This window comes from Mesorhizobium sp. NFR06, from assembly GCF_900115245.1.
Classification (GTDB): domain Bacteria; phylum Pseudomonadota; class Alphaproteobacteria; order Rhizobiales; family Rhizobiaceae; genus Mesorhizobium.
In genome coordinates this window covers 29,746-50,171 of record NZ_FOVT01000012.1, presented here as the reverse complement: position 1 = coordinate 50,171, position 20,426 = coordinate 29,746, and the positions used below count along the sequence as shown (strand labels likewise).

The 20,426-nt window shown below is 64.5% G+C and carries 23 protein-coding genes; 13 read left to right on the top strand and 10 right to left on the bottom strand.

What is annotated here, in order from left to right:
- The first annotated feature begins 28 nt into the window (after positions 1-28).
- Positions 29-694, top strand: a complete 666-nt coding sequence (locus F3H96_RS20490) for a TIGR02117 family protein (protein WP_149803544.1) — start codon at positions 29-31, stop codon at positions 692-694.
- Positions 695-793: 99 nt separating this feature from the next.
- On the opposite strand, the gene F3H96_RS20485 is transcribed toward F3H96_RS20490, so the two are convergent.
- Positions 794-2,026, bottom strand: coding sequence for an FAD-dependent monooxygenase (locus tag F3H96_RS20485; RefSeq protein ID WP_149803543.1), 1,233 nt, complete (start codon positions 2,024-2,026; stop codon positions 794-796).
- Between the two features lie 15 nt (positions 2,027-2,041).
- The gene (locus F3H96_RS20480) at positions 2,042-2,287 is read right to left on the bottom strand and encodes a zinc-finger domain-containing protein (protein WP_149803542.1); all 246 of its coding nucleotides are present in this window, start codon (positions 2,285-2,287) and stop codon (positions 2,042-2,044) included.
- A gap of 250 nt (positions 2,288-2,537) precedes the next feature.
- Here F3H96_RS20480 and F3H96_RS20475 point away from each other — a divergent pair, with 250 nt between their 5' ends.
- Positions 2,538-4,733, top strand: coding sequence for an RNA degradosome polyphosphate kinase (locus tag F3H96_RS20475; protein ID WP_149803541.1), 2,196 nt, complete (start codon positions 2,538-2,540; stop codon positions 4,731-4,733).
- Positions 4,730-6,265: an exopolyphosphatase gene (gene ppx, locus F3H96_RS20470; RefSeq protein WP_149803540.1), complete on the top strand. Its 1,536-nt coding sequence runs from the start codon at positions 4,730-4,732 to the stop codon at positions 6,263-6,265. Before F3H96_RS20475 ends, ppx begins: the two co-directional genes overlap by 4 nt.
- Here ppx and F3H96_RS20465 read toward each other — a convergent pair whose 3' ends face one another.
- The 4 genes from F3H96_RS20465 to F3H96_RS20450 all read right to left on the bottom strand — a co-directional run bounded on the left by F3H96_RS20465 (position 6,266) and on the right by F3H96_RS20450 (position 9,608).
- Entirely contained in the window at positions 6,266-6,688 is a 423-nt protein-coding gene (locus F3H96_RS20465; protein WP_149803539.1) for a DoxX family protein, read from the bottom strand.
- A 130-nt stretch (positions 6,689-6,818) separates the two neighbouring features.
- Positions 6,819-7,241: a DoxX family protein gene (locus tag F3H96_RS20460; RefSeq protein ID WP_149803538.1), complete on the bottom strand. Its 423-nt coding sequence runs from the start codon at positions 7,239-7,241 to the stop codon at positions 6,819-6,821.
- Positions 7,242-7,419: 178 nt separating this feature from the next.
- The gene (fumC, locus tag F3H96_RS20455; protein ID WP_149803537.1) at positions 7,420-8,817 is read right to left on the bottom strand and encodes a class II fumarate hydratase; all 1,398 of its coding nucleotides are present in this window, start codon (positions 8,815-8,817) and stop codon (positions 7,420-7,422) included.
- Between the two features lie 308 nt (positions 8,818-9,125).
- Positions 9,126-9,608 (bottom strand): cupin domain-containing protein, encoded by a 483-nt coding sequence (locus F3H96_RS20450; protein ID WP_149803536.1) that lies wholly within the window; start codon positions 9,606-9,608, stop codon positions 9,126-9,128.
- Positions 9,609-9,706: 98 nt separating this feature from the next.
- Between F3H96_RS20450 and F3H96_RS20445 the strand changes: the two genes are divergently transcribed.
- Positions 9,707-10,690 (top strand): LysR family transcriptional regulator, encoded by a 984-nt coding sequence (locus tag F3H96_RS20445; protein WP_149803535.1) that lies wholly within the window; start codon positions 9,707-9,709, stop codon positions 10,688-10,690.
- Positions 10,691-10,730: 40 nt separating this feature from the next.
- On the opposite strand, the gene betI is transcribed toward F3H96_RS20445, so the two are convergent.
- Positions 10,731-11,381, bottom strand: a complete 651-nt coding sequence (gene betI, locus F3H96_RS20440; protein ID WP_149803534.1) for a transcriptional regulator BetI — start codon at positions 11,379-11,381, stop codon at positions 10,731-10,733.
- Positions 11,382-11,463: 82 nt separating this feature from the next.
- On the opposite strand from betI, the gene choX reads away from it, so the two are divergent.
- From choX to F3H96_RS20425, 3 genes are read left to right on the top strand one after another with little or no spacing between them, the layout of a single operon-like run.
- Positions 11,464-12,402: a choline ABC transporter substrate-binding protein gene (choX, locus tag F3H96_RS20435; RefSeq protein ID WP_149803533.1), complete on the top strand. Its 939-nt coding sequence runs from the start codon at positions 11,464-11,466 to the stop codon at positions 12,400-12,402.
- Positions 12,399-13,271: an alpha/beta hydrolase gene (locus tag F3H96_RS20430; RefSeq protein ID WP_348530071.1), complete on the top strand. Its 873-nt coding sequence runs from the start codon at positions 12,399-12,401 to the stop codon at positions 13,269-13,271. Before choX ends, F3H96_RS20430 begins: the two co-directional genes overlap by 4 nt.
- A 30-nt stretch (positions 13,272-13,301) precedes the next feature.
- Positions 13,302-14,726 carry an amidase gene (locus F3H96_RS20425; protein WP_188131470.1) on the top strand — a complete coding sequence of 475 codons (1,425 nt, stop codon included), beginning with the start codon at positions 13,302-13,304 and terminating at the stop codon, positions 14,724-14,726.
- Between the two features lie 36 nt (positions 14,727-14,762).
- On the opposite strand, the gene F3H96_RS20420 is transcribed toward F3H96_RS20425, so the two are convergent.
- On the bottom strand, positions 14,763-15,569 hold the full coding sequence (locus tag F3H96_RS20420; RefSeq protein WP_348530070.1) for an NIPSNAP family protein: 807 nt from the start codon (positions 15,567-15,569) through the stop codon (positions 14,763-14,765).
- Between the two features lie 83 nt (positions 15,570-15,652).
- Between F3H96_RS20420 and F3H96_RS20415 the strand changes: the two genes are divergently transcribed.
- Positions 15,653-16,258, top strand: a complete 606-nt coding sequence (locus F3H96_RS20415; protein WP_188131481.1) for a TetR/AcrR family transcriptional regulator — start codon at positions 15,653-15,655, stop codon at positions 16,256-16,258.
- A 63-nt stretch (positions 16,259-16,321) separates the two neighbouring features.
- On the opposite strand, the gene F3H96_RS20410 is transcribed toward F3H96_RS20415, so the two are convergent.
- Positions 16,322-16,915, bottom strand: a complete 594-nt coding sequence (locus F3H96_RS20410) for a hypothetical protein (RefSeq protein WP_149803529.1) — start codon at positions 16,913-16,915, stop codon at positions 16,322-16,324.
- A gap of 153 nt (positions 16,916-17,068) precedes the next feature.
- On the opposite strand from F3H96_RS20410, the gene F3H96_RS20405 reads away from it, so the two are divergent.
- On the top strand, positions 17,069-18,199 hold the full coding sequence (locus tag F3H96_RS20405; protein WP_188131469.1) for a metallophosphoesterase: 1,131 nt from the start codon (positions 17,069-17,071) through the stop codon (positions 18,197-18,199).
- 17 nt (positions 18,200-18,216) lie between these two features.
- Here F3H96_RS20405 and F3H96_RS20400 read toward each other — a convergent pair whose 3' ends face one another.
- Positions 18,217-18,396, bottom strand: a complete 180-nt coding sequence (locus F3H96_RS20400; RefSeq protein ID WP_149803527.1) for a CsbD family protein — start codon at positions 18,394-18,396, stop codon at positions 18,217-18,219.
- A gap of 98 nt (positions 18,397-18,494) precedes the next feature.
- On the opposite strand from F3H96_RS20400, the gene F3H96_RS20395 reads away from it, so the two are divergent.
- The 4 genes from F3H96_RS20395 (at position 18,495) to F3H96_RS20385 (ending at position 20,352) form a co-directional block, all read left to right on the top strand.
- Entirely contained in the window at positions 18,495-19,163 is a 669-nt protein-coding gene (locus F3H96_RS20395) for a glutathione S-transferase family protein (protein WP_149803526.1), read from the top strand.
- A gap of 70 nt (positions 19,164-19,233) precedes the next feature.
- On the top strand, positions 19,234-19,560 hold the full coding sequence (locus F3H96_RS20390; protein ID WP_244620079.1) for a YciI family protein: 327 nt from the start codon (positions 19,234-19,236) through the stop codon (positions 19,558-19,560).
- 260 nt (positions 19,561-19,820) lie between these two features.
- Positions 19,821-19,979, top strand: coding sequence for a hypothetical protein (locus tag F3H96_RS30615; RefSeq protein ID WP_188131468.1), 159 nt, complete (start codon positions 19,821-19,823; stop codon positions 19,977-19,979).
- Between the two features lie 91 nt (positions 19,980-20,070).
- Positions 20,071-20,352 carry a YkgJ family cysteine cluster protein gene (locus F3H96_RS20385; RefSeq protein ID WP_244620090.1) on the top strand — a complete coding sequence of 94 codons (282 nt, stop codon included), beginning with the start codon at positions 20,071-20,073 and terminating at the stop codon, positions 20,350-20,352.
- Positions 20,353-20,426 lie beyond the last annotated feature (74 nt).

Here is a 20,426-nt window from a genome sequence, read left to right as displayed (position 1 = left end):
CGCAATACTACAGAACCGCGGCGCGGCGATGAAAAAACTCTTGCGCCTCCTGGTCTTGCTGGTTGGCGCGGTGGTGCTTGCCGCCGCGCTCGGCACGCTGGTGCCGCGCCCGCTCTGGCCTGCCGTCGCGGGCGCCGAGGGCGCGCGGCACATCCTTGTGCTGAAGAACCCGATCCACACCGATATCGCCATTCCCCTCGACGACGGCGTGCGCCAGCGCTTTGCCTTCCTTGCCGATGCCGGCCTGCCCACCGATGCGCCTGAGGCGCGCTATTTGGTGTTCGGCTGGGGTGGCCGCGCCTTCTATCTGGAGACGCCGACCTGGTCGGAGTTGAAGGCGACGCCGGTGCTGAAGGCGCTGACGCTGGACGCCTCAGTGATGCATGTCGATGTCGCGGGAGCGATTCTGGAGCCGCGTCCAGACGTTGCCGGCGTTGACATCGACGAGAAGCATTTCGCTGCGCTGCTCGACTACATTCAATCGAGCTTCCAAGAGCGGCAGGGCAGGCCGATGGTCATCGACAATGCCGGTTATTCCAGCTTTGACTGCTTTTACGAGGCCAACGGCCATTTCAACGCGCTGATCGGCTGCAACACCTGGACGGCGGCGGCACTGCGCTCCGCCGGCTTGCGCACAGGCTGGTGGAACCCGTTGCCGGTGTCGCTGGGCTGGTCGTTGAGACTGTATGACTAAACCAGGCGGGCGCCCCAGGAAAACTGCGAGCGCCCTCGTTCCTTCGCGCCCCTCTGTTCGGCCAGCAAATCCAATCTGTCGGCCGCCCGCGAAAAGCCTCTACCGCCTCGCGACCTGCGGCTCCTCCCAGCCATAGAGCCAGTCCAGGTCCGCCGCGAGCTTCTCCGCCGGCCGCGCAGCCAGCACAAGGTTGCGCGCCATCGCCACCGGGCCCCAGGCGTGCCAGGCGAGGCGATTGAGCGCGCCGCGTTTCAGCACCCTCTCGACGCGCGGTCGTCGAAGATTTTCCCATATTGCAAGGCCCTGGGCCGGGTCGCCGGGGGAGTCGGCGATCAGATTGGCAAGCATAGAGGCGTCCTCTATTCCCATGGCCGCGCCCTGCGCCGCGAAGGGTGTCATGGCATGCGCGGCATCGCCGATCAGCGCGATGCCTTCCGGCATCGTCCAGCGGCGCTGCTCGACCGTGTGGATGGGGAAGGCCGTCCACGGGCCGGCGAGCGCCACGAGCCTCGCCAATGCCGCCGACGTGCCGCGCATGGCGCCGGCAAGGATGGCGGGGTCGGCATGACCCGACCAGCCTTCGGCAATGCGCTCGCCCTTGGTGAAGGCCGCAAGGTTGACGGCGCTGCCCTTGCTCACCGGATAGGCGACCATGTGGAAGCCCGGATGCAGGAAGGTGGTGACGCAGTCCGCAGCGCCGATTTGCGCAAAGGCCGCGCCGGCGGCGCCTTGCGCCGGGATCGTCGCGCGCCAGGCGAGCTCGCCGCAAAAGCGGCTTGCCGCGAAGCCGGCCGTCCGGGCGAGCTCGGCGCGAACCGAGGACCACACCCCATCCGCCCCAACCAGCAGGCGGCCCGCGACCTCCGTGGTTTTGCCGTCGGTTTCGACCGTTGCGGTTACGCTTTGCCGCTGCACCGCGATGGCGGCCACCCGCGCGCCGGTGACAAGCTCGATGTCGGGCCGATCAGCCGCCGCGGCCATCAGCGCCACCTGCAGGTCGGCGCGGTGCGCCACCAGATAAGGCGCGCCCCAGCGGCTTTCACCGTATGTCCCGAGCGGCACGCGCGCCAGCTCGCGCAGGCTTCTTGCCTCCTTCAGCACCACTGCCTCAGGCCGGATCGCGTTGGGCAGTAGGCGCTCGAGCACGCCAAGTCGGCGCAGGATGCGGGTCGCGTTGGGGGAAAGCTGGAGGCCGGCGCCGGCCGCTTCGAGCTGGTTTGCCTGCTCGAACAGTCTTGCCGGGAAGCCGCGCGCCGAAAAGGCGAGCGCCGCCGTCAGTCCGGCGATGCCAGCCCCGGCGATGACGACCTGCCGGGACCGTGCGTCAGTCATGATCGGGGAAAGGGGTCAGGCGGCCTGGTCGACATAGAGGCAGCCGGCCGGCTGCGTTTCCGTCGCCTTCAGCAACGGCGAATAGCGGTAGAGCGTCGAGCAATAGGGGCAGACCTTTTCATTGTCGTCGCCCATGTCGAGGAACACATGCGGATGATCGAAGGGCGGGTTGGCGCCGGTGCACATGAATTCCTTGACGCCGATCTCGATGACCGGATGGCCCGCGTCGTTCTGGAAATGGGGGATGCTACCGCCTGCCATCGTCGTCTCCAAATTGGGTTCGGCCAGTGGGTGTGACCAGTCTGCATCTGGAGCATAACAGGCCAGTTTGCAAGATCGATGAAATCAAACTGTCGCAAAAGGCTGGCAGAGGATAAGTTGAGCCGGTTAAGCGCATGAGGCCGGCACGAAGCGATTCCGTGACGATCATGCGTCACAAAGAAATGTTAGAGCGTCGTCGGACGGCAATAGGCGACGCTCCCAGGGACGGTTGCGGCAAGAGCGGGAAACCATGAACGAACTGAAGCCGGTGCAGAGCGAATTCATCACCATCGAGGCGGCAAGCCCGGACGGCGGCAATCCCGATCGTTTCGTCAACCGCGAGTTCTCCTGGCTGCAATTCAACCGCCGTGTGCTGGAGGAATCGCTGAACGAGCGTCATCCGCTGCTCGAGCGCGTTCGCTTCCTGTCGATCTCGGCCGCCAATCTCGACGAGTTCTTCATGGTCCGCGTCGCCGGTCTCGCCGGCCAGGTGCGCGAAGGCATCGTGCTGAAAAGCCCGGACGGCCGCACGCCCGAGCAGCAGCTCGAGCAGCTGCTGCGCGAGGTCGAACGCCTGCAGGAAGATCAGCAGAAAAGCCTGTCGGCGCTGATGGCGCTGCTCAACAAGGAAGGCATCGAAAGCATTTCGCGCGATGCGCTCAGCAAGGACGAGAAGGCCTGGCTGGAAGAGCATTTCCAGGAACAGGTCTTCCCGGTGCTGACGCCGCTGTCGATCGACCCGGCGCATCCGTTCCCGTTCATTCCCAATCTCGGCTTTTCGATCGCGCTGCAACTGCGCCATCGCAAGAATGGCGAGGAGATGAGCGCGCTCTTGCGCCTGCCGGTGGCGCTCAGGCGCTTCATCCGCCTGCCCGACCGCAAGCATCATGTCCGCTTCATTCCGCTGGAGGAGGTGGTCGGCATCTATATCGGCAAGCTCTTCCCGGGATATGAGGTCAAGGGCTCCGGCACCTTCCGCATCATCCGCGACAGCGATATCGAGGTGGAGGAAGAGTCGGAAGATTTGGTGCGCCTGTTCGAAACGGCGCTGAAGCGGCGGCGCCGCGGATCGGTGATCCGCATCGAATTCGACACCCTGATGCCGGCCGAACTGCGCGATTTCGTCGCCGGCGAGCTCGGCGTTTCGTCGAGTCGCATCAGCGTCCTGACCGGCCCGCTGGCGCTCAACCAGATTTCCGAAATCGTCGCCGTACCGCGCGACGACCTGAAGTTCATTCCTTACAATCCGCGCTTCCCCGAGCGCATCCGCGAGCATGGCGGCGACTGCCTGGCGGCCATCCGCGAGAAGGACATCATTGTCCACCACCCTTACGAATCCTTCGACGTCGTGGTGCAATTCCTGCGCCAGGCCGCAGCCGATCCGGAAGTGGTGGCGATCAAGCAGACGCTCTACCGCACCTCGAACGACAGCCCGATCGTGCGCGCGCTGATCGACGCCGCCGAGGCCGGCAAGTCGGTGACCGCGCTGGTCGAGCTCAAGGCGCGCTTCGACGAGGAGGCCAACATCCGCTGGGCGCGCGATCTGGAGCGCGCCGGCGTGCAGGTCGTGTTCGGTTTCCTGGAGCTGAAGACCCACGCCAAGATGTCCTTGGTCGTGCGCCGCGAGGACGGTCGGCTGCGCAACTACGTGCATCTCGGCACCGGCAACTACCACCCGGTCACCGCCCGCATCTACACCGACCTGTCGTTCTTCACGACCGATCCGACGATCGCGCGCGACGTCGCGCAGATCTTCAACTTCATCACCGGCTACGCCGAGCCGGCCGAGCAAATGCGCCTTGCCGTTTCGCCGTTCACGCTGCGCGAGCGCATCCTGAGGCACATCGCCGGGGAAGTCGTCCATGCGCACGAAGGACGGCCGGCGCGCATCTGGATGAAGATGAACGCGCTGGTCGACCCGATAATCATCGACGCGCTCTACGACGCCAGCCGCGCCGGCGTCGAGATCGACCTCGTCGTGCGCGGCATCTGTTGCCTCAGGCCCCAGGTGCCGGGCCTCTCCGAGAACATCCGGGTGAAATCGATCGTCGGCCGTTTCCTCGAGCACAGTCGCATCTTCTGTTTCGGCAACGGCCACGGCCTGCCGTCGGACGAGGCGATCGTCTACATCTCGTCCGCCGACCTGATGCCGCGCAATCTCGACCGCCGCGTCGAGACGCTGGTGCCGATCACCAATCCAACTGTGCATGAACAGGTGCTCGGCCAGATCATGCTCGGCAACGTCATGGACAACCAGCAAAGTTTCGACGTATTGGCTGACGGCACCTCCCGGCGCGTTGTGCTGGATGAGGGCGAAGAGCCGTTCAACGCGCAGGAATATTTCATGACCAATCCGAGCCTCTCCGGACGGGGCGACGCGCTGAAATCGCATGCGCCTAGGCGCATTGCCCAGTTCAAGCGCCGCAAGAAGATCGGCGCCGCGTGATTTCAGTGTCCCAGGGCCGGCTCCAGGACCGGCGGCCGCTGTCGATCATCGACATCGGATCGAACTCGATCCGGCTTGTCGTCTATGAGGGGCTGGCGCGCTCGCCCACGCTTCTGTTCAACGAGAAGATGCTGGCCGGCCTCGGCCGCGGCATCGTTTCGACGGGCAAGCTCGACCCCGAAGCGGTGACGCGTTCGATGGAGGAGTTTCGCCGTTTTCGCGCGCTGTCGCACCAGGCGGGCGCCGAGCACATGTATGTGCTGGCCACTGCCGCGGCACGCGAGGCCGGCAACGGCCCCGACTTCATCCACCGCGCCGAGGAAGTGCTGAGAACCGAGATCCGCGTGCTCAGCGGCCGCCAGGAAGCCTATTATTCGGCGCTCGGCGTCATTTCCGGCTTCCATCCGGCCAACGGCATCGCCGGCGATCTTGGTGGCGGCAGCCTCGAACTGATCGACATCAATCGCGAGACGATCGGCGAGGGCATCACGCTGCCGCTCGGCGGCCTGCGCCTGCAGGATATGGCCAGGAATTCGCTCGTCCAGGCGCAGAAGATCGCGCGCCAGGAACTGGCGCGGGCAAAGCTGCTCAAGGCCGGGCAGGGCAGGGCCTTCTATGCCGTCGGCGGCACCTGGCGAAACCTCGCCCGGCTGCACATGGAGATGAACAACTACCCGCTCGGCGTCATGCATCACTACGAGATATCGGCCGACAGCGCCCAGGCGTTCCTCAAGCAAGTGGCCAAGGGCGAGGTCGAGAAGGTGAGGGGCATCGAGGGCGTCTCCAAGAACCGCCGTTCGCTCCTGCCCTACGGCGCCCTGGTGCTGCAGGAGATCATGTCGGCGATGCAGCCGTCGAAGATCGTCGTTTCGGCGCAGGGCGTGCGCGAAGGCTTTCTCTATTCGCTGCTCGACGCGGAGGAGCAGAAGGCCGACCCGCTGATCTCGGCGGCCGAGGAACTGGCGCTGCTGCGCTCGCGCTCCGTGCACCATGCGCACGACCTCGTCGAATGGACCGGCAAGGCGTTCAAGGCCTTCGGCATCGATGAGACGGAAGACGAGGCGCGCTACCGCCACGCCGCCTGCCTGCTCGCCGACATCGGCTGGCGCGCGCATCCGGAATATCGCGGCAGGCAGTCGCTCAACATCATCGCGCATGCCTCCTTCATCGGCGTCGACCATCCGGGCCGAGCCTATCTGGCTCTGGCCAACGCCTATCGCCACGACGGCATCTTCAACGACGGCATCGCGCCCGAGATCAAGGCGCTGGCGCCGCCGCGCCTGCTCGAGCGCGCCCGCGTGCTGGCGGCGATGATGCGTGTGGTCTATCTGCTCACCGCGGCAATGCCGGGCGTCATGCCCCAGCTGAAATGGGAAAGCCGTGGCAACGGCGCGCTGGCGCTGGTGCTGCCGGCCTCGCTTTCCGACCTCTATGGCGAGCGCCCGGCCGGCCGGCTGGCGCAGTTGGCGCGCATCACCAACCGGCGACTGGTGCTGGCCGTCGAAGGCGGGCCGAGCGTTTCGGTCAAATAGTCAGGTCGCTTCGGCGCCAACGCCGAAGCTGCGCCCATCCGCCGACCACGCGCCGGCGCCGGCCATGGCCAGTGCCAGGAAACCGCCGGCGATGGCGATGTCCTTCATCAGCATCTGCTGGTGCAGGAAGGCGAGCGTGGCGTCGTCCGCGCCCTGGCCGTAATGGCCGATGAAGCCTGCGACGATTGAGAAGGCGGCCAGCAGCAACGCCACGATCCGCGTCTGGAAGCCGATCAATACCAACAATCCGGCGATCAGTTCGAACAGGCTGGTGCCCCATGCGGCAAGCAAAGGCAACGGCAGGCCGAGGCTGGCGAAATAACTGGTCGTGCCGGCAATGTTGATGAGCGCCTGGAACCCTGAGGGCACGAATAGCGCGGCAAGCAGCAGCCGCGAGACAAGAAGCAGTGCGTTGCGAAACATTGCAGCCTCCCTTGCCGGCGTTCCATCGGATCGTGCCGGCCGCGGTGCAGTTTACGCCTGCAACTTGAAAACGAAAAAGCGGCGCGGAAAATTCCGCACCGCTCTCATTTCGGCCTTGGGAGGAAAGGGCTCAGCCGCGCCTGGCGTCGATCGAATAGGCGCCGGCGCCCGACGAGGCGAGCAGGATGAAGCCGCCGGTGATGGCGAGGTTCTTGAGGAACTGGATCATCTGCATCTGGTCGGCCCAGCCGGTATGGGCGACCAGCCCGGTGGCGATCGTGAAGATGGCGAGCACCCAGGCGGCGATCCGGGTCTGGAAGCCGAGGAGAATGGCAAGGCCGCCGAGCAGCTCGATCAGGCCGACGACAACAGCCGTCACGGTCGGCACGGGCAGGCCGAGAGCCCCGAAATATCCAGCGGTGCCGGAAATGGCCGTGAGCTTGCCGAAGCCGGAAAGCAGGAAGATGACGGCGAGCAGGATGCGGCCGAGCAGGATGGTGGTGGAGCTGTTCGAGGCGGTGCCGGTGCCGGCGGTAGAGGTGTTGATGGACATGGCGAGTCTCCGAATGGGTTGAATAGTCCGTCAGATAGACGATGGAGACTGTTCACCAAAGCCGCTTATCTGGTGACACATTGTTCACAGGGCGCATGTTTCTGCGATCGCATAACCGGAGCGAAATTCATGTCGCCCTACGCTGCGACACGAGAAAATTTCACCCGCTAAAAAGACCTTACCCCGGATGCGTCATGTCCGCCGGCCGCACCAGCCGGTCGTAATCGGCCTCGCTGACCAGGCCGGTGGCCAGGGCTTCCGCGCGCAAGGTCGTGCCGTTCTTGTGCGCGGTCTTGGCGATCTTGGCGGCGTTGTCGTAGCCGATCGTCGGCGCCAGCGCCGTCACCAGCATCAGCGAGCGCTCGAGCGCTGCCTTGATGTTGTCTTCCCGCGCCTCGATGCCGACCACGCAATTATCGGTGAAGGATACGCAAGCGTCGGCCAGCAATTGCACCGACTGCAGGAAATTGTAGGCCATCAGCGGATTGTAGACGTTGAGTTCGAAATGGCCCTGGCTGCCGGCGAAGGTGAGGGCTGCATTGTTGCCGAATACCTGCACGCAAACCTGCGTCAGCGCCTCGCATTGGGTCGGATTGACCTTGCCCGGCATGATCGATGAGCCAGGCTCGTTCTCCGGCAGCGACAGTTCGCCAAGGCCCGAGCGCGGACCTGAGCCGAGGAAGCGGATGTCGTTGGCGATCTTGAAGAGTGCTGCCGCCGCTGCGTTGATCGCGCCATGCGAGAACACCATGGAATCGTGCGCGGCCAGCGCCTCGAACTTGTTCGGCGCGGTAACGAAGGAAATCCCGGTGATCGAAGCAATGCGGTCCGCCACCTTCTCGGCGAAGCCGACCGGCGCGTTGAGGCCGGTGCCGACGGCGGTGCCGCCTTGCGCCAGCTCCTGCAGGCCAGGCAACGTCTGCTCGATGCGCTTGATCGACGAGGCGACCTGCGCGGCATAGCCGGAGAATTCCTGGCCGAGCGTCAGCGGCGTGGCGTCCTGCGTGTGGGTGCGGCCGATCTTGATAATGTGGTTGAACTCCCTGCTTTTGGCGGCGAGCGCCTTGTGCAGGTGGTGCAGGGCAGGGATCAGGTGGTGCGCGACCCGCTCGGCGCAGGCGATGTGCATTGCCGTCGGATAGGTGTCGTTCGACGACTGGCTCATATTGACGTGATCGTTGGGATGCACGGGCTTCTTCGAGCCCATGACGCCGCCGAGCATCTCGATCGCCCGGTTGGAGATCACCTCGTTGGCGTTCATGTTGGACTGGGTGCCCGAGCCGGTCTGCCAAACCACCAGCGGGAAGTGGTCGTCGAGCTTGCCGTCGATGACTTCCTGCGCGGCTTCGACGATCGCCTTGCCGACCGCCGGATCGAGCCGCTTCATCTCCATATTCACTTCCGCGGCCGCACGCTTGACGATGCCGAGCGCCCGCACGATCGAAGCCGGCTGCTTCTCCCAGCCGATCTTGAAATTGCCCAAGGAACGCTGCGCCTGCGCGCCCCAATAGCGGTCGGCCGCGACCTCGATGGGACCGAACGTATCGGTTTCGGTTCTGGTCTTTTGAGCGCCCACGGGAAGTCTCCGATCTGTCGATTTTGCGCAAGGGCGTATCGCGTTGCACAAAACCCTTCAAGCGGAGATTGCGGGCGAGGAGCATGCAAATCGGTTGAAGGGTAGGCCAATCTCCCCCCTCGTGGGGGAGATGCCCGGCAGGGCAGAGGGGGGCGCGAAGGATCGCGCGTCTGGAAGACGAGGTAACGGACACGGTGGCTCAGGATTACGCATCGACAATCCTCCCCGCCGCCTTCGAACAGGAGCGGAAGGCTGGCGGGACAGCGCCCCCCTCTGTCCTGCCGGACATCTCCCCACAAGGGGGGAGATTAGCTACCCATCGGCGGCCCGATTATATCGATTCCATTCTCAGCACAGATATGCGTCAGCACCGCGATCATTTCCGGCGTCGGCTCAGCCGCCGGCGGCAAGTCCGGCCGTTCGGCGGGACGGCTTGCCGTGCGCACCATCGTCTCGAAATCCGAGCCGCGCGTGACGGTTAGCGTGTGCGCGCCTTCGGGAGACTCGACTATGTAGGTGTGAGGCAGGCCTTTCGGCGCGAGCACCGTCTCGCCGGCGCCGACGATCCGTTCACGGCCGTCGATCTGGAAGCGAAGCCGGCCTTCCAGGATGTGGAACACCTCATCCTCGTTGCGGTGCGCATGCAGCGGCGGGGAGTCACCATAGGGCACGCGATGCTCGATGACGCAGATGCCATCCTCACCGTCGGCCGACGAGACCTGTATGGCGACGAGTGTGTTGTTGAACCAAAGGAGTTCCTTGCCTGCCACGGTCGTGTTGATCATTGTCATCGCTGGTCTCCCTTAGCCGCTGAAGCGGCGTCGATGCGACCTAACCAGGGACGGACGGGCGATGGAAATCGAATGATCGTATGGGGCGGATTGATGCGATGAATTTGAATGCGCTCGATCTCAATCTGGTGAGGGTGCTCGACGCGCTTCTGCGCGAGAAGAGCGTGACCCGCGCCGGCGAGCAGATCGGCCTCAGCCAGCCGGCCGTGAGCGCCGCGCTCAACCGCCTGCGCCACGCGCTCAACGACCAGCTCTTCGTGCGGCGCGGCAACGACATGGTGCCGACGCCGCGCGCCGAAAGCCTGGCCGAGCCGGTGCGCGCGGCGCTGCGCGAAATCGAGCGTGCCTTCCAGCCGGCGACCGACTTCGATCCGGCAACGCTCGAACGGACTTTTACCTTCATGGGCGCCGATTTCTTTTCGATGCTCCTGATGCCGCCCTTTGCCGCGCGCATCGCGGCGGCGGCTCCCGGCGTTTCGTTCCGTTTCCTCGACAGCGCCATCGGCGACGTCTCGAAATTGCTGCAGGAAGATCAGATCGACGTGGCGCTGGAGCGCCCGCTGGAGGTCGCCGAAGGGGTCTCCAGCGCGCCGCTGTTCGGGTCGCCCTTCGCCGTCATCGCGGCGAAGGACAATGCCATGCTCGGCCAGGCGGGCATCGCCGCGGGCGAGCAAGTGCCGCTCGATCTTTTCTGCGCGCTTCCGCATGCGTTGCGCTCCATCGACGGCTCGATGTCGGGCTTCACCGACGATGCGCTGGGCGCGATAGGCCGGGCGCGCCGCGTCACGCTGGCCTTGCCGCACTTCCAGGCCGTCGCGCTGGCCGTGGCGAGCGGACCTTACCTCGCCGTCGTCCCAATGCAGTTCGCGGTCGAGGCGGCAAGATCCTTGCCGATCGGCATCTATCGGGCGCCGATCTCCATCCCCTCGCCGGCGGTGCGGATGTACTGGCACGCCCGTCGCAATGACGAGCCGCCGCATCGCTGGATCCGCGAACAGATACTCGATGAGGTGGGGAAGCTGGGTTTCAAGGACTGGGACAGCCCGGCGCGCGCTCGACCCGCAGTGCGGCCGAGCGGATAGCTGCGCTCGCGGCGGCCATCTCATCATCTGGGTAAGAATCTTATACGGCCGAGGCCAGTTCTACGGCCACCGGTTGCCGCATCGCCAGCCGCCCCGCGACATAATCCTTGACCTGGCGGATCGCCTGTTCGCGCGTGACGCTGCCCGGCTGCAGGCCGAGCCTCAGCCACAGCCCGTCGATCAAGGCAGTGACGCCGAGCACGATCTCCTCGGCCAGTTCGGGCGGCGCGAGGCCGCGCAGGCCGGACAACAGGTTCGAGCGCATACGGGCGTGGATGACCTTCTGGATGCGCGCCAGCTTCTCGTCGCGCGGCACCTCGGCGCAGAGCGACAGCCATGCGTGGCAAAGCGGCGGCAGGAACAGGTGCTCCTCGAAATTGCCCTCGATGATAGCGTCGATTCGCTGCATTGGAGCTTGTGCCTGCTTCAACCGCGCGGTCACGGCATCGCGCAGGATGAGGTTCGACTCGCGCAAGGCGTGCTCGAAGAGCTCCTGCTTGCTTTTGAAATAGTGGAGCACGATGCCTTTTGACGCGCCTGCCTGGGCCGCGACTTTTTCGATGGTCGCGCCGGCAATCCCTTCACGTTGCAGCACAGTGAAGGCCGCCTGCCGCAACTCCTTACGGCGTATGTTGCTGAGACGCGTGAGTTTCACCGGATTCATCCATGCAAGGCGAATCGATGTTGACATTTTCGACCGCTCAGATCAATCATTGACCAATGGGACAACAAAATGACCAATTGGTCAAATTCAAAAAATGAGGAGAACCGGAATGTTGCGCATGCTTGTGAATGGCATCTGTTTCGCCGCTTTGATGGCAACGGCTCAATCGGCTCATGCAGCCGAAGCGGAGCAGTGCAGGGCGGTTCGCATGGCCGAGCCTGGGTGGAACGATCTCGCCTTCACAACAGGCGTGGCCAAGGTCCTGCTCCAGGCCCTCGGCTATGAGCCGCAGAGCGAGGTGCTCGGCATCAACGTCATCTACGAAGGTATGAAGAACAAAGACCTCGACCTGTTCCTCGGCTACTGGGACCCGGCCATGATCACCTATTACGAGCCCTACAAGAAGGACGGCTCGATCGAGAATGTGCGCGTCAACCTGGTCGGCGCCAAATACACTTTCGCCGTGCCGACCTATGCCTGGGAGGCCGGCGTCAAGGACCTGTCGGACCTGCACAAATTCGCCGACAAGTTCGGCAAGAAGATGTACGGCATCGAGCCCGGATCCAATCAGCTCATGATGGACGCCATTGCCGATCCGCAATACGGCCTGGACGGCTGGCAAGTGGTCGAGTCGAGCGAGGCCGGCATGCTCTCGGAGGTCGGCTACGAGATTAAGGAGAAGCAGTTCATCGTCTTCCAGGGCTGGGCGCCGCATCCGATGAACACGATGTACGACTTCAAGTACCTGACCGGCGGCGATAAGTTCTACGGCCCGAATTTCGGCGCCGCCACCGTGACCACCCAGGTGCGCAAGGGCTATTTGCAGGAATGCCCCAACATCGCTCGGTTCCTCAAGAACCTCACCTTCGACATCGACATGGAAAATGTCGGTATGGGCTATCTCATCAATGACGGCATGAAGCCGGAGGATGGGGCGCTGAAGTCGATCGCCTTGCATAAGGATCGCCTCGATGCCTGGCTCGCCGGCGTCACCACCTTCGACGGCAAGCCCGGCCTTGCCGCAGCCAAGGAAAAGCTCGGGTTGTGAGGCCGGCGGTTTTGAAACCGGTGGATCAGGAGGCCGAGCAGGACGCCTGGGCAGGCCGCAAGAAGGTCATCGATGTCGGTGGGCTCGACCTTGCCTATGTCGAGATTGCCAGCGCGGAGCCGCCGCTCGTCCTGGTTCATGGCTTCACCGACACCAGCCGCAGCTTTTCGCTGCTTGCGCCCTATCTTTCCGGCCGCCGATTGATCATCCCTGACCTGCGGGGCCATGGCGCCTCGAAGGTAGGCGGCGGCTGCGGCGTCGCCGATTTCGCCGGAGACATTGCCGGGCTGATCCGGACGTTAGGGCTCCACCAGCCAGTCGTCGTCGGCCATTCTCTGGGCGCGATGGTTTCCATCGCGCTGGCATCGCGGCAGCCGGAACTGGTCGGCGGACTCGTGGTCATGGCCGGCACGCTCAAAACCGGTTTCGCGCCGGATCATCCGTTGGTGACCGGCGTCGAGGCGCTACGCGATCCGATTTTGCCGGCTGATCCATTCTTTGAGTGGTGGCACCAATGCGGTCCCGAGGTGCCGCGGGCCTTTCTCGCAGGTATGGCGAAGGACGCCTCCGCGATGCCGGTGGCCCGCTGGCGCGCGATCCTGGAAGAAATCCACAGCGCGGACCTCACCGCGGCGGCGCAGGCCGTTCGGGCGCGAACGCTGATCATCGCCGGCGGGCGCGATCCGCTTTTCGATGGAAACCATCAGCAACGGCTCCTGAAGGAAATACCCGCCCCGTTTTTTATGGCCATGGCGCATTGTGGGCATAATCCGCATTGGGAGGATCCGGCGCTCGTCGCGGCAGCCATCTCGGAATTTGCCGGGCCTGCCGACAGCTTCGGCGGCGCGTCGAAGCCGTCGACGTCTTGAGGGAAGAACGCTATGAATCTTTCGCAATATATGGCGTTGGATGCAGTGGACCTGGCTTGCCATGTCCGCTCCGGCGAACTCTCCGCCGTCGAGATTGTCGGGGCGGCGATCGAAGCGATCGAGCAACTCAACCCGGTCATCAATGCGGTGACGTTTATCGATGCCGAACGCGCGCTTTCCGCCGCCGCCCGCTGCGATCCGAGGGCCGCCCTGGCCGGCGTCCCGTTCCTGATCAAGGACACCGGCGTCCATGTGCAGACGTGGCCGACAACCCATTCGTCGCTCTACTTCAAGGATGCTTCTCCCAGGCTCGACAGCGAGATCGTCACGCGCTGGCGGGCCGCCGGCCTGACTTTGCTCGGCAAGACGAACACGCCGGAATTCGCCAATGACTTCGTCACCGAACCTGTCTTTCACGGCCCGACCTTGAATCCCTGGGATCTGTCCGTGACACCCGGCGGTTCGAGTGGCGGCGCGGCCGCCGCGGTGGCGAGCGGCATGGTGCCGGTCGCCCACGGCTCCGACATCGGCGGTTCCATCCGCGTGCCTGCGGCTTGTTGCGGCGTTTTCGGTATGAAGCCGTCCCGCGGGCTCAATCCTGTCGGCCCTTATCGGGACCAGGTTGGAGCCGGGCTTTTTTCAGAGAACGTTCTTTCCCGTACGGTCCGCGACAGCGCAGCAATGCTCGACGTCACGGCAGGCCCCGAGCCAGGAGCGCCTTACCCGGTTTCGAAGTCGGTGCCGTCCTATCTGGATTGGCTTTCGTCGCCCGACGAACGCTTGCGCATCGCTTGCGTGGCGCACCGGCCGGACGGCGCGTCGGTTGCGCCGGAGATCGAGGAGATGTTCCGTGGGGCCATGCTGCTTCTGCAGGAGATAGGCCACGAGGTCGTCGAGGCCAGCTTTCCGCCCGAGGCTGCCGGCGAGGCGGAATGGAGCCTTTTCTGGATGTCGGAGGTCGCGCTGCTCATTGACGAACGGGCGAACGAGATCGGCCGTGCGCCGCGGCCCGATGAGATCGAAGCTCTGAGCGCGCATGCGCTGGACCACATCCGTCGGTCGTCGGTCGTCGACTATTTGAAGGCGCAGGGCCAGCTCCACCGGGCATCGCTTGCGATGGCGAGAGCCTTCGACAGCTATGACCTGATCATGACCCCGGTCACAGCCGATTTGCCGCCCCGGAACGGCAGCATCCGGGGCGATGGCGCCCTGTTCGACTTCGCGGGCTGGGCGGCTCGTGCCTACGGCTTCGCTCCGTTCACCGAGATATTTAACGTGACAGGACAACCAGCCGCCAGCCTTCCGTTGTTCGTATCCAAAGCCGGTCTGCCCATCGGCCTTCAATTGGCCGGCCGCCGCAACGAGGACCACAGGCTGCTCAGGATATCCCACGCCCTGGAACAGGTAGCGGGGTGGAGCAAGCGTCATCCGATCATTCCCGCCGTGCCGGCATAGGACTGCTTCGGTGTCGAGACGGCAGGTCTCCACCTGTCACTGGCCGATCAGCGACCGCGACGTTGGCGAGAGCCGCAAGACTTCCGTCGGTCCGGTCAGATCGGTCCGCGCCTTTTCGAGAAGGGTCCGCCATGCCGCGGGGGCGTGTCGTGCGGCATAGTCGTCGACACCGGTGACGGCGATGAAGACGTTGTCGGCGGTGCGCACGGGCAACCGCGGAAACGTGTTTTCGGCATGCTCGCTGATGAAGGCGCCGAGCAGCCGGGCACCGTTTGCCGCGAGCTGCGGAACCGCCTGCATCTGGAAGCGCCCGGCAAAGTCGGCTTGCGTGCCCGGGCGCAAATGATGAATCTCTATCTCAACAATTGCGCTTAAGCGACTTTCCCGGCTTTTGTTTTCGGCCTCGGTGGCTGTCGGGCGGCACAACCCCGACAGGTCGAATCCCGCACCCTGCCAGGCCGGTTTCAGCAACAGCACGTCGTCGGAATCGATCATCGTCGCGTTGGCGGCGTCGCGATGCGCGGCCCAGACCGGCCCGCCGTAGAAGGCCGTCAGCGCGTCCTTTCTTGTCTCCATATCCTCGAAGCCGCGCAGCCAGACGAACATATCGGGGCGGTCGAGGTCGCGGAACTGGCCGATCACGGTCATGCCGGTCGCTTCCTGCGTTTCGACCAACTCCCGGTCGAAGAGGCCGATCAGCGTTTCGCGCTGGCCGGGCTTGAGGGTGTATTGCCGCAACTCCACCACGGGCGAGGCAAGGCGAGAGGCTTGGTTCATGGTCGCAATCTCAAAACAGGGTGATTGTCCTGTTTCATAAACAGACCGGTTGTCCTGTTTTGTCAATCTGATATCGTGATGCGATGTCAGGAGAGATTGCAGCGCCGTCGCGCGGGGCGCGCAAAAAGCGCACCAACGACCCGGAAGGCATGCGCCGCCGGGTGCTCGACGTGGCGGAAGTATCCTTCCAGTCGCGCGGCTATCATGCATCGAGCCTCGGCGATCTGATGGCCGCGGCCGGCGTCACCGGCGGCGCGCTGCACCACCATTTCCCAACCAAGAAGGCGCTTGCGCTTGCGGTGATTGAGGAACGCGTCGCGGCGGCGGTTCGAGAGACCTGGATCGAGCCGGTGCTGGCGGCGTCCTCGGCACGTGAGGGCGTGCGCGCCGTGTTCGAGGCGGTGGCTGCCGAGCTCGAACTGCAGGGCTATGTGCGCGGCTGCCCGCTCAACAATCTCGCGCATGAATTGTCGCTGGCCGACGACGAATTCCGCGCCGTTCTGGCGAAAATATTCGCAGGCTGGCGGCAGGCGATCGCCGACAAAGTGCGCGCCGATCAAAGGGACGGCGCCGAGCGCGGCACCGATCCCGACCGCTTCGCCGCGTTGACGGTGGCGGCTTATTCGGGCGCCATGTCGATGGCCAAGACGTCGCAAGATGCGAGTGTTTTGCGGGAGTGCTTGAAGGGGTTGGAAGGGCTCCAGCTTTCGTCAGGCCGACCGACACGGAAGCGACGCCGCAGGCTGTTGCTGTGATAGACAATTTAGGAATGATGGGGCGCGAGCATCGCCTTCGCTTGAAATCCAAATCGGCCGGCACTACCGCGCAAACGGCTTGATCGTCTCGAAGCCCACCTCGCTCTGCGCGCTGGTGCCTTCATCATAGCGCTTTGCCAGCACCGCCCGCAGGTCCGGCGAGTAGAGCGCGGTGAAACGGTCGACCACCGCGCCGGATTCGTCGGTGATCGTCTCGTTCACCGCCAGCACATTGTATTTGCAGTCTCCGACGCTGTAGGTTTCCTTGCCCTTGACGACGAGCGCCAGCGTCTCGGTGCCCTTGGGCGCTTTCTTCGGCGACAGCCGCACGAACTCGGTCTTGCTCTTCGCGCCCGCCCTCAGCGGAAACAGTTTCTTGATGTCGCCAAGCGGGATCATCGACACCCGCCCGGTGTCGCTGTCGCGGAACACTTCGATCAGCCCGGCATAAAGGTACTGCGTCTGCGGCGGGTCCGACTGGTATTTGTTGGCGACCGCGACCATGCCGCCGGGCGCCGGCCGGAACTCGCTGCGGATGCCGGGCTTTTCAAGCACGAAGCCGGCTTTTGCGGATTTGGCGTCGACGCAGTCCGCGGCCTGTGCGGCGCCGGCGAGGGCGAGCGCGGCGAGCGCCACGCCGGACGTCAGGGTTTTCATGCCTTCCTCCCCTGGATGCATGCTCCGAAGCATTGACAGACCCCCGCCGCGCTGTCGACCCAAGAGCTTTTCATGCCTTGGCATGAAGAGTCCCCAGGCGCTGCCGGGCATGGAACTGGACGACGCGGTTCGAGGATGTTTAATCGAGCGACGATGAATCGCCTTTCGCCGATAACCGTTTCGCGCCGCGCTTTCCTCGCGCAGCTCGGAGGCCTCGCCGTAGCCGGTACCTTCCCGCGCGGGGCCTTCGCCCAGGCCGGCCGGCGCATCCAGCCGATCGACGCCACTTTCCTCTTCATCGCCGACATCCATGCCTGTCGCATGGCGAGCGGTTTGAGCCCTCATTGCGAGCAGGAAGGCAAGACCGATCGCGCACTTCTGCGCAACGTGGCTGCGCTCAACGCCATTGCGGACAAGAAGTGGCCGGCCGAAATCAACGGCGTTTCGACCGGCCTGCATTCGGCCGGCACCCGCATCGGCACGCCGCTCGGCCTCGTCACCGGCGGCGACATCACCGACGATGGCGGCGGCCAGGTTACCGAGCCCAGCGAAGGCACGCAGCTTCTGCAGTTCTCCCAGCGCTACCAGGAAGGCATCGGGCCGGACCGCGTCCACATTCCGGTCTATGTCGGGCTCGGCAATCACGATCTCGACCAGAACGGCTCGCCGCCGCATGTCGACTGGTATCGCCGCGAACTGCGCGACTATGTCGAGGTCAACCATCGCCCCGGCGTGTTCTTCAAGCCACCGGTGCCGGCAACCGAATATGACGTCGAGACCGACTGCTATTCCTGGGACTGGGGCGGCCTGCATCTCGTCCAGACGCACCGTTTCGCGGGCGACACCGGCCACGGCGCGCCGAGCAGCCTGCCTTGGTTGAAGCAGGACCTCGCCACCTATGCCGGCGACGGCCGCCCGGTCATCCTGTTCCAGCATTATGGCTGGGACAATTTCTCGACCGAGCGCTGGGATCCGGTGAAACGCATCTATGACGACGATGGCGCCGGCCGCCCGCACTGGTGGGGCGAGGCCGACCGCCGGGCGCTGCTTGCGGCGATCAAGGGCTACAACGTCATTGCCGTCTTCCATGGCCACCAGCATGAAGTGCCGATGATCTACCGGCGCGACGGGCTCGACCTCGTCAAGCCGAAGGCCGCCTTTATGGGCGGCTTCGCGCTGGCGAGGGTGACTGATGATAATTTCGATGTCGTGCTGGGTGAGGCGGCCGGCGATCACGGCGAGGTCGTCTTCACCAACGCCTTCACAAAGACGTTTGAGACATGACCGCGACGGCCTGCGGATCACATCGCCTTCTTGCACATGGCTTTCATATCGCCACAAGCCTTCTGCACTTTGCCTGTGGCCTTGTCCGTCATGCCCTTGATCTCGATCAGGCGGTTCCCCGTGGCTTTGCCTACGGCCTGCACGAGCGAGCCCCTGATCTGCTTGGCGAGGCCCGCTATCTGGTCCATGTTCACCATCTCCGCATCTCCCGGAGATCCAATGCATGAGAACGTGCTGATGTGCATCCGGGTTCCGTGTGGACGAGTCGGGTTCGAGGCAAATCGGGGGAAGCACATTGGCTGAATTCACGCTGTTCATCGGCAACAAATGCTTTTCCTCATGGTCGCTGCGGCCATGGGTGGCGATGCGCCATCTGGAAATCCCGTTCGAGGAGAGCTTCGTGCGCCTGCGCACGCCGCAGACCGCCGCGAACCTCGCCAGGGTCTCGCCGACCGGGCTGGTTCCGGTCTTGAATCACGAGCCATTGAAGGGAGGAGGCAGGATCGTCTGGGAAACTCTTGCCATCCTTGAATATCTGGCCGACCTCTTTCCGGAGAAAAAACTCTGGCCTGACGATCTCGGCGCCCGCGCTTTGGCACGCTCGGTGGCGACCGAGATGCATTCCGGGTTCCGCGAGGTCCGCTACGGCTGGCCGATGAATCTGCGCCGACCGAAGCTCTACAAGCCGCTCGACGCCGAGGGCGAGGCGCAACGGGCGAGGATCGAAGCGATCTGGCGCCAGTGCCGCGAGCAATACGGTGAGGGCGGTCCGTTCCTGTTCGGCCATTTCACCGCGGCCGATGCCATGTATGCGCCGGTGGTGACGCGCTTCGACACTTACGGCGGCGAACTGGCGACCGTCACCCGCGCTTATGTCGATGCAGTGCTGGCGACACCGGCGATGCGCCACTGGTATGCTGAGGCGGCAAGGGAGCCGTGGCCCGAACCCGGCCCCGACGAATAGAGCAATTCCAGGAAAGACCGCTTTCCTGGAGTTTGCGCGGCAACAAGGTCTCAATCCTGGAGGAGGACCGATGGCCAGCGACCATTCACCGCGTGAAGCCGCGCCGATGATCTTCCATTGCCGGCTGATCCCGCCTCGGCCGGATTTCGCCTTCACCATGACGCAGGAGGAGAGGGCGTTGATGGGCAGGCATGCCGACTATCTGCGCGGCAAGCTGCGCGAAGGCAGCATGATCATGGCCGGCCCGGTCGCCGATCCGGCCGGTCCCTGGGGGCTGCTTATCCTGCGTGTGAACAGCGAGACCGAGGCGAGGGCCGTGACCGACGGCGACCCCGTGGCGCTTTCGGGTCGCGGCTTCCGCTATGAAATCCTGCCGATGATCAGCGTGATCATGTAGGCGGCATATAGAAGAACGCCCCTCGCGCTTTTTTACGGCGCGGGAGGCGTCCTTGTGTACCGTCAACTTTCTTTCGATTGCTGACGGCATTGCAATAACGGCCGGCCGCGGCGTCGGTTCCCGATCCGGCAAAAAAATTATCGCTGCCGCTCGTAGCAACCAGCGACCCGGCATGGTTGGCGAAAGCGGGCCTTTTCCATGATTGTGTGCTAGGACCAGTCGACCGCGACGTGAGTCACTGACGCTTTTCAAGGATCGACATGGCCATCAAGTTTTCCACCAAGGACCAGCCGCCGGCTCCGGCCACCACCGCGAAGCCGGCCAATCCGGCGGCCGCGCCGAAAGCCGATAAACCGCTTGCGGTCGATCTGTTCGAGCAGCCAGCGCAAAAGCCGCCGCGCAAGACCAGGAAGAAATAGAAGATTGCCGCGCGATGCCGACCACAGCCGCTTGCCTCGGCCGCCCGGCGCCGCGGTCGATTTCGGCTGGCCGGCGGAGGATGGCACGGCTCTGTTCGACTGCCAGGCCTGCGGCGCCTGCTGCTCCTATTCGGCCGACTGGCCGCGCTTCTCGACCGAGGACGACGCACAGCTCGACCGTATCCCGGCCGAGCTGGTTGCGGCCGACCAGTCCGGCATGCGCTGCGAGGGCGGGCGGTGTTCCGCGCTCAGCGGCCAGGTCGGAAGGCACACGGCCTGCGGCATCTACGATCTCCGCCCCGACGTATGCCGCGCCTGCATGCCCGGCGGCGACGACTGCCTGATGGCGAGGGCGGCGCACGGGTTGACGTGAAAGCCGCCAATCTCCCCCGGGAGATCGCGCTCTCCGGCGCTTGCCCCGCCTCACGCTGCCCGATACCTTGCCGC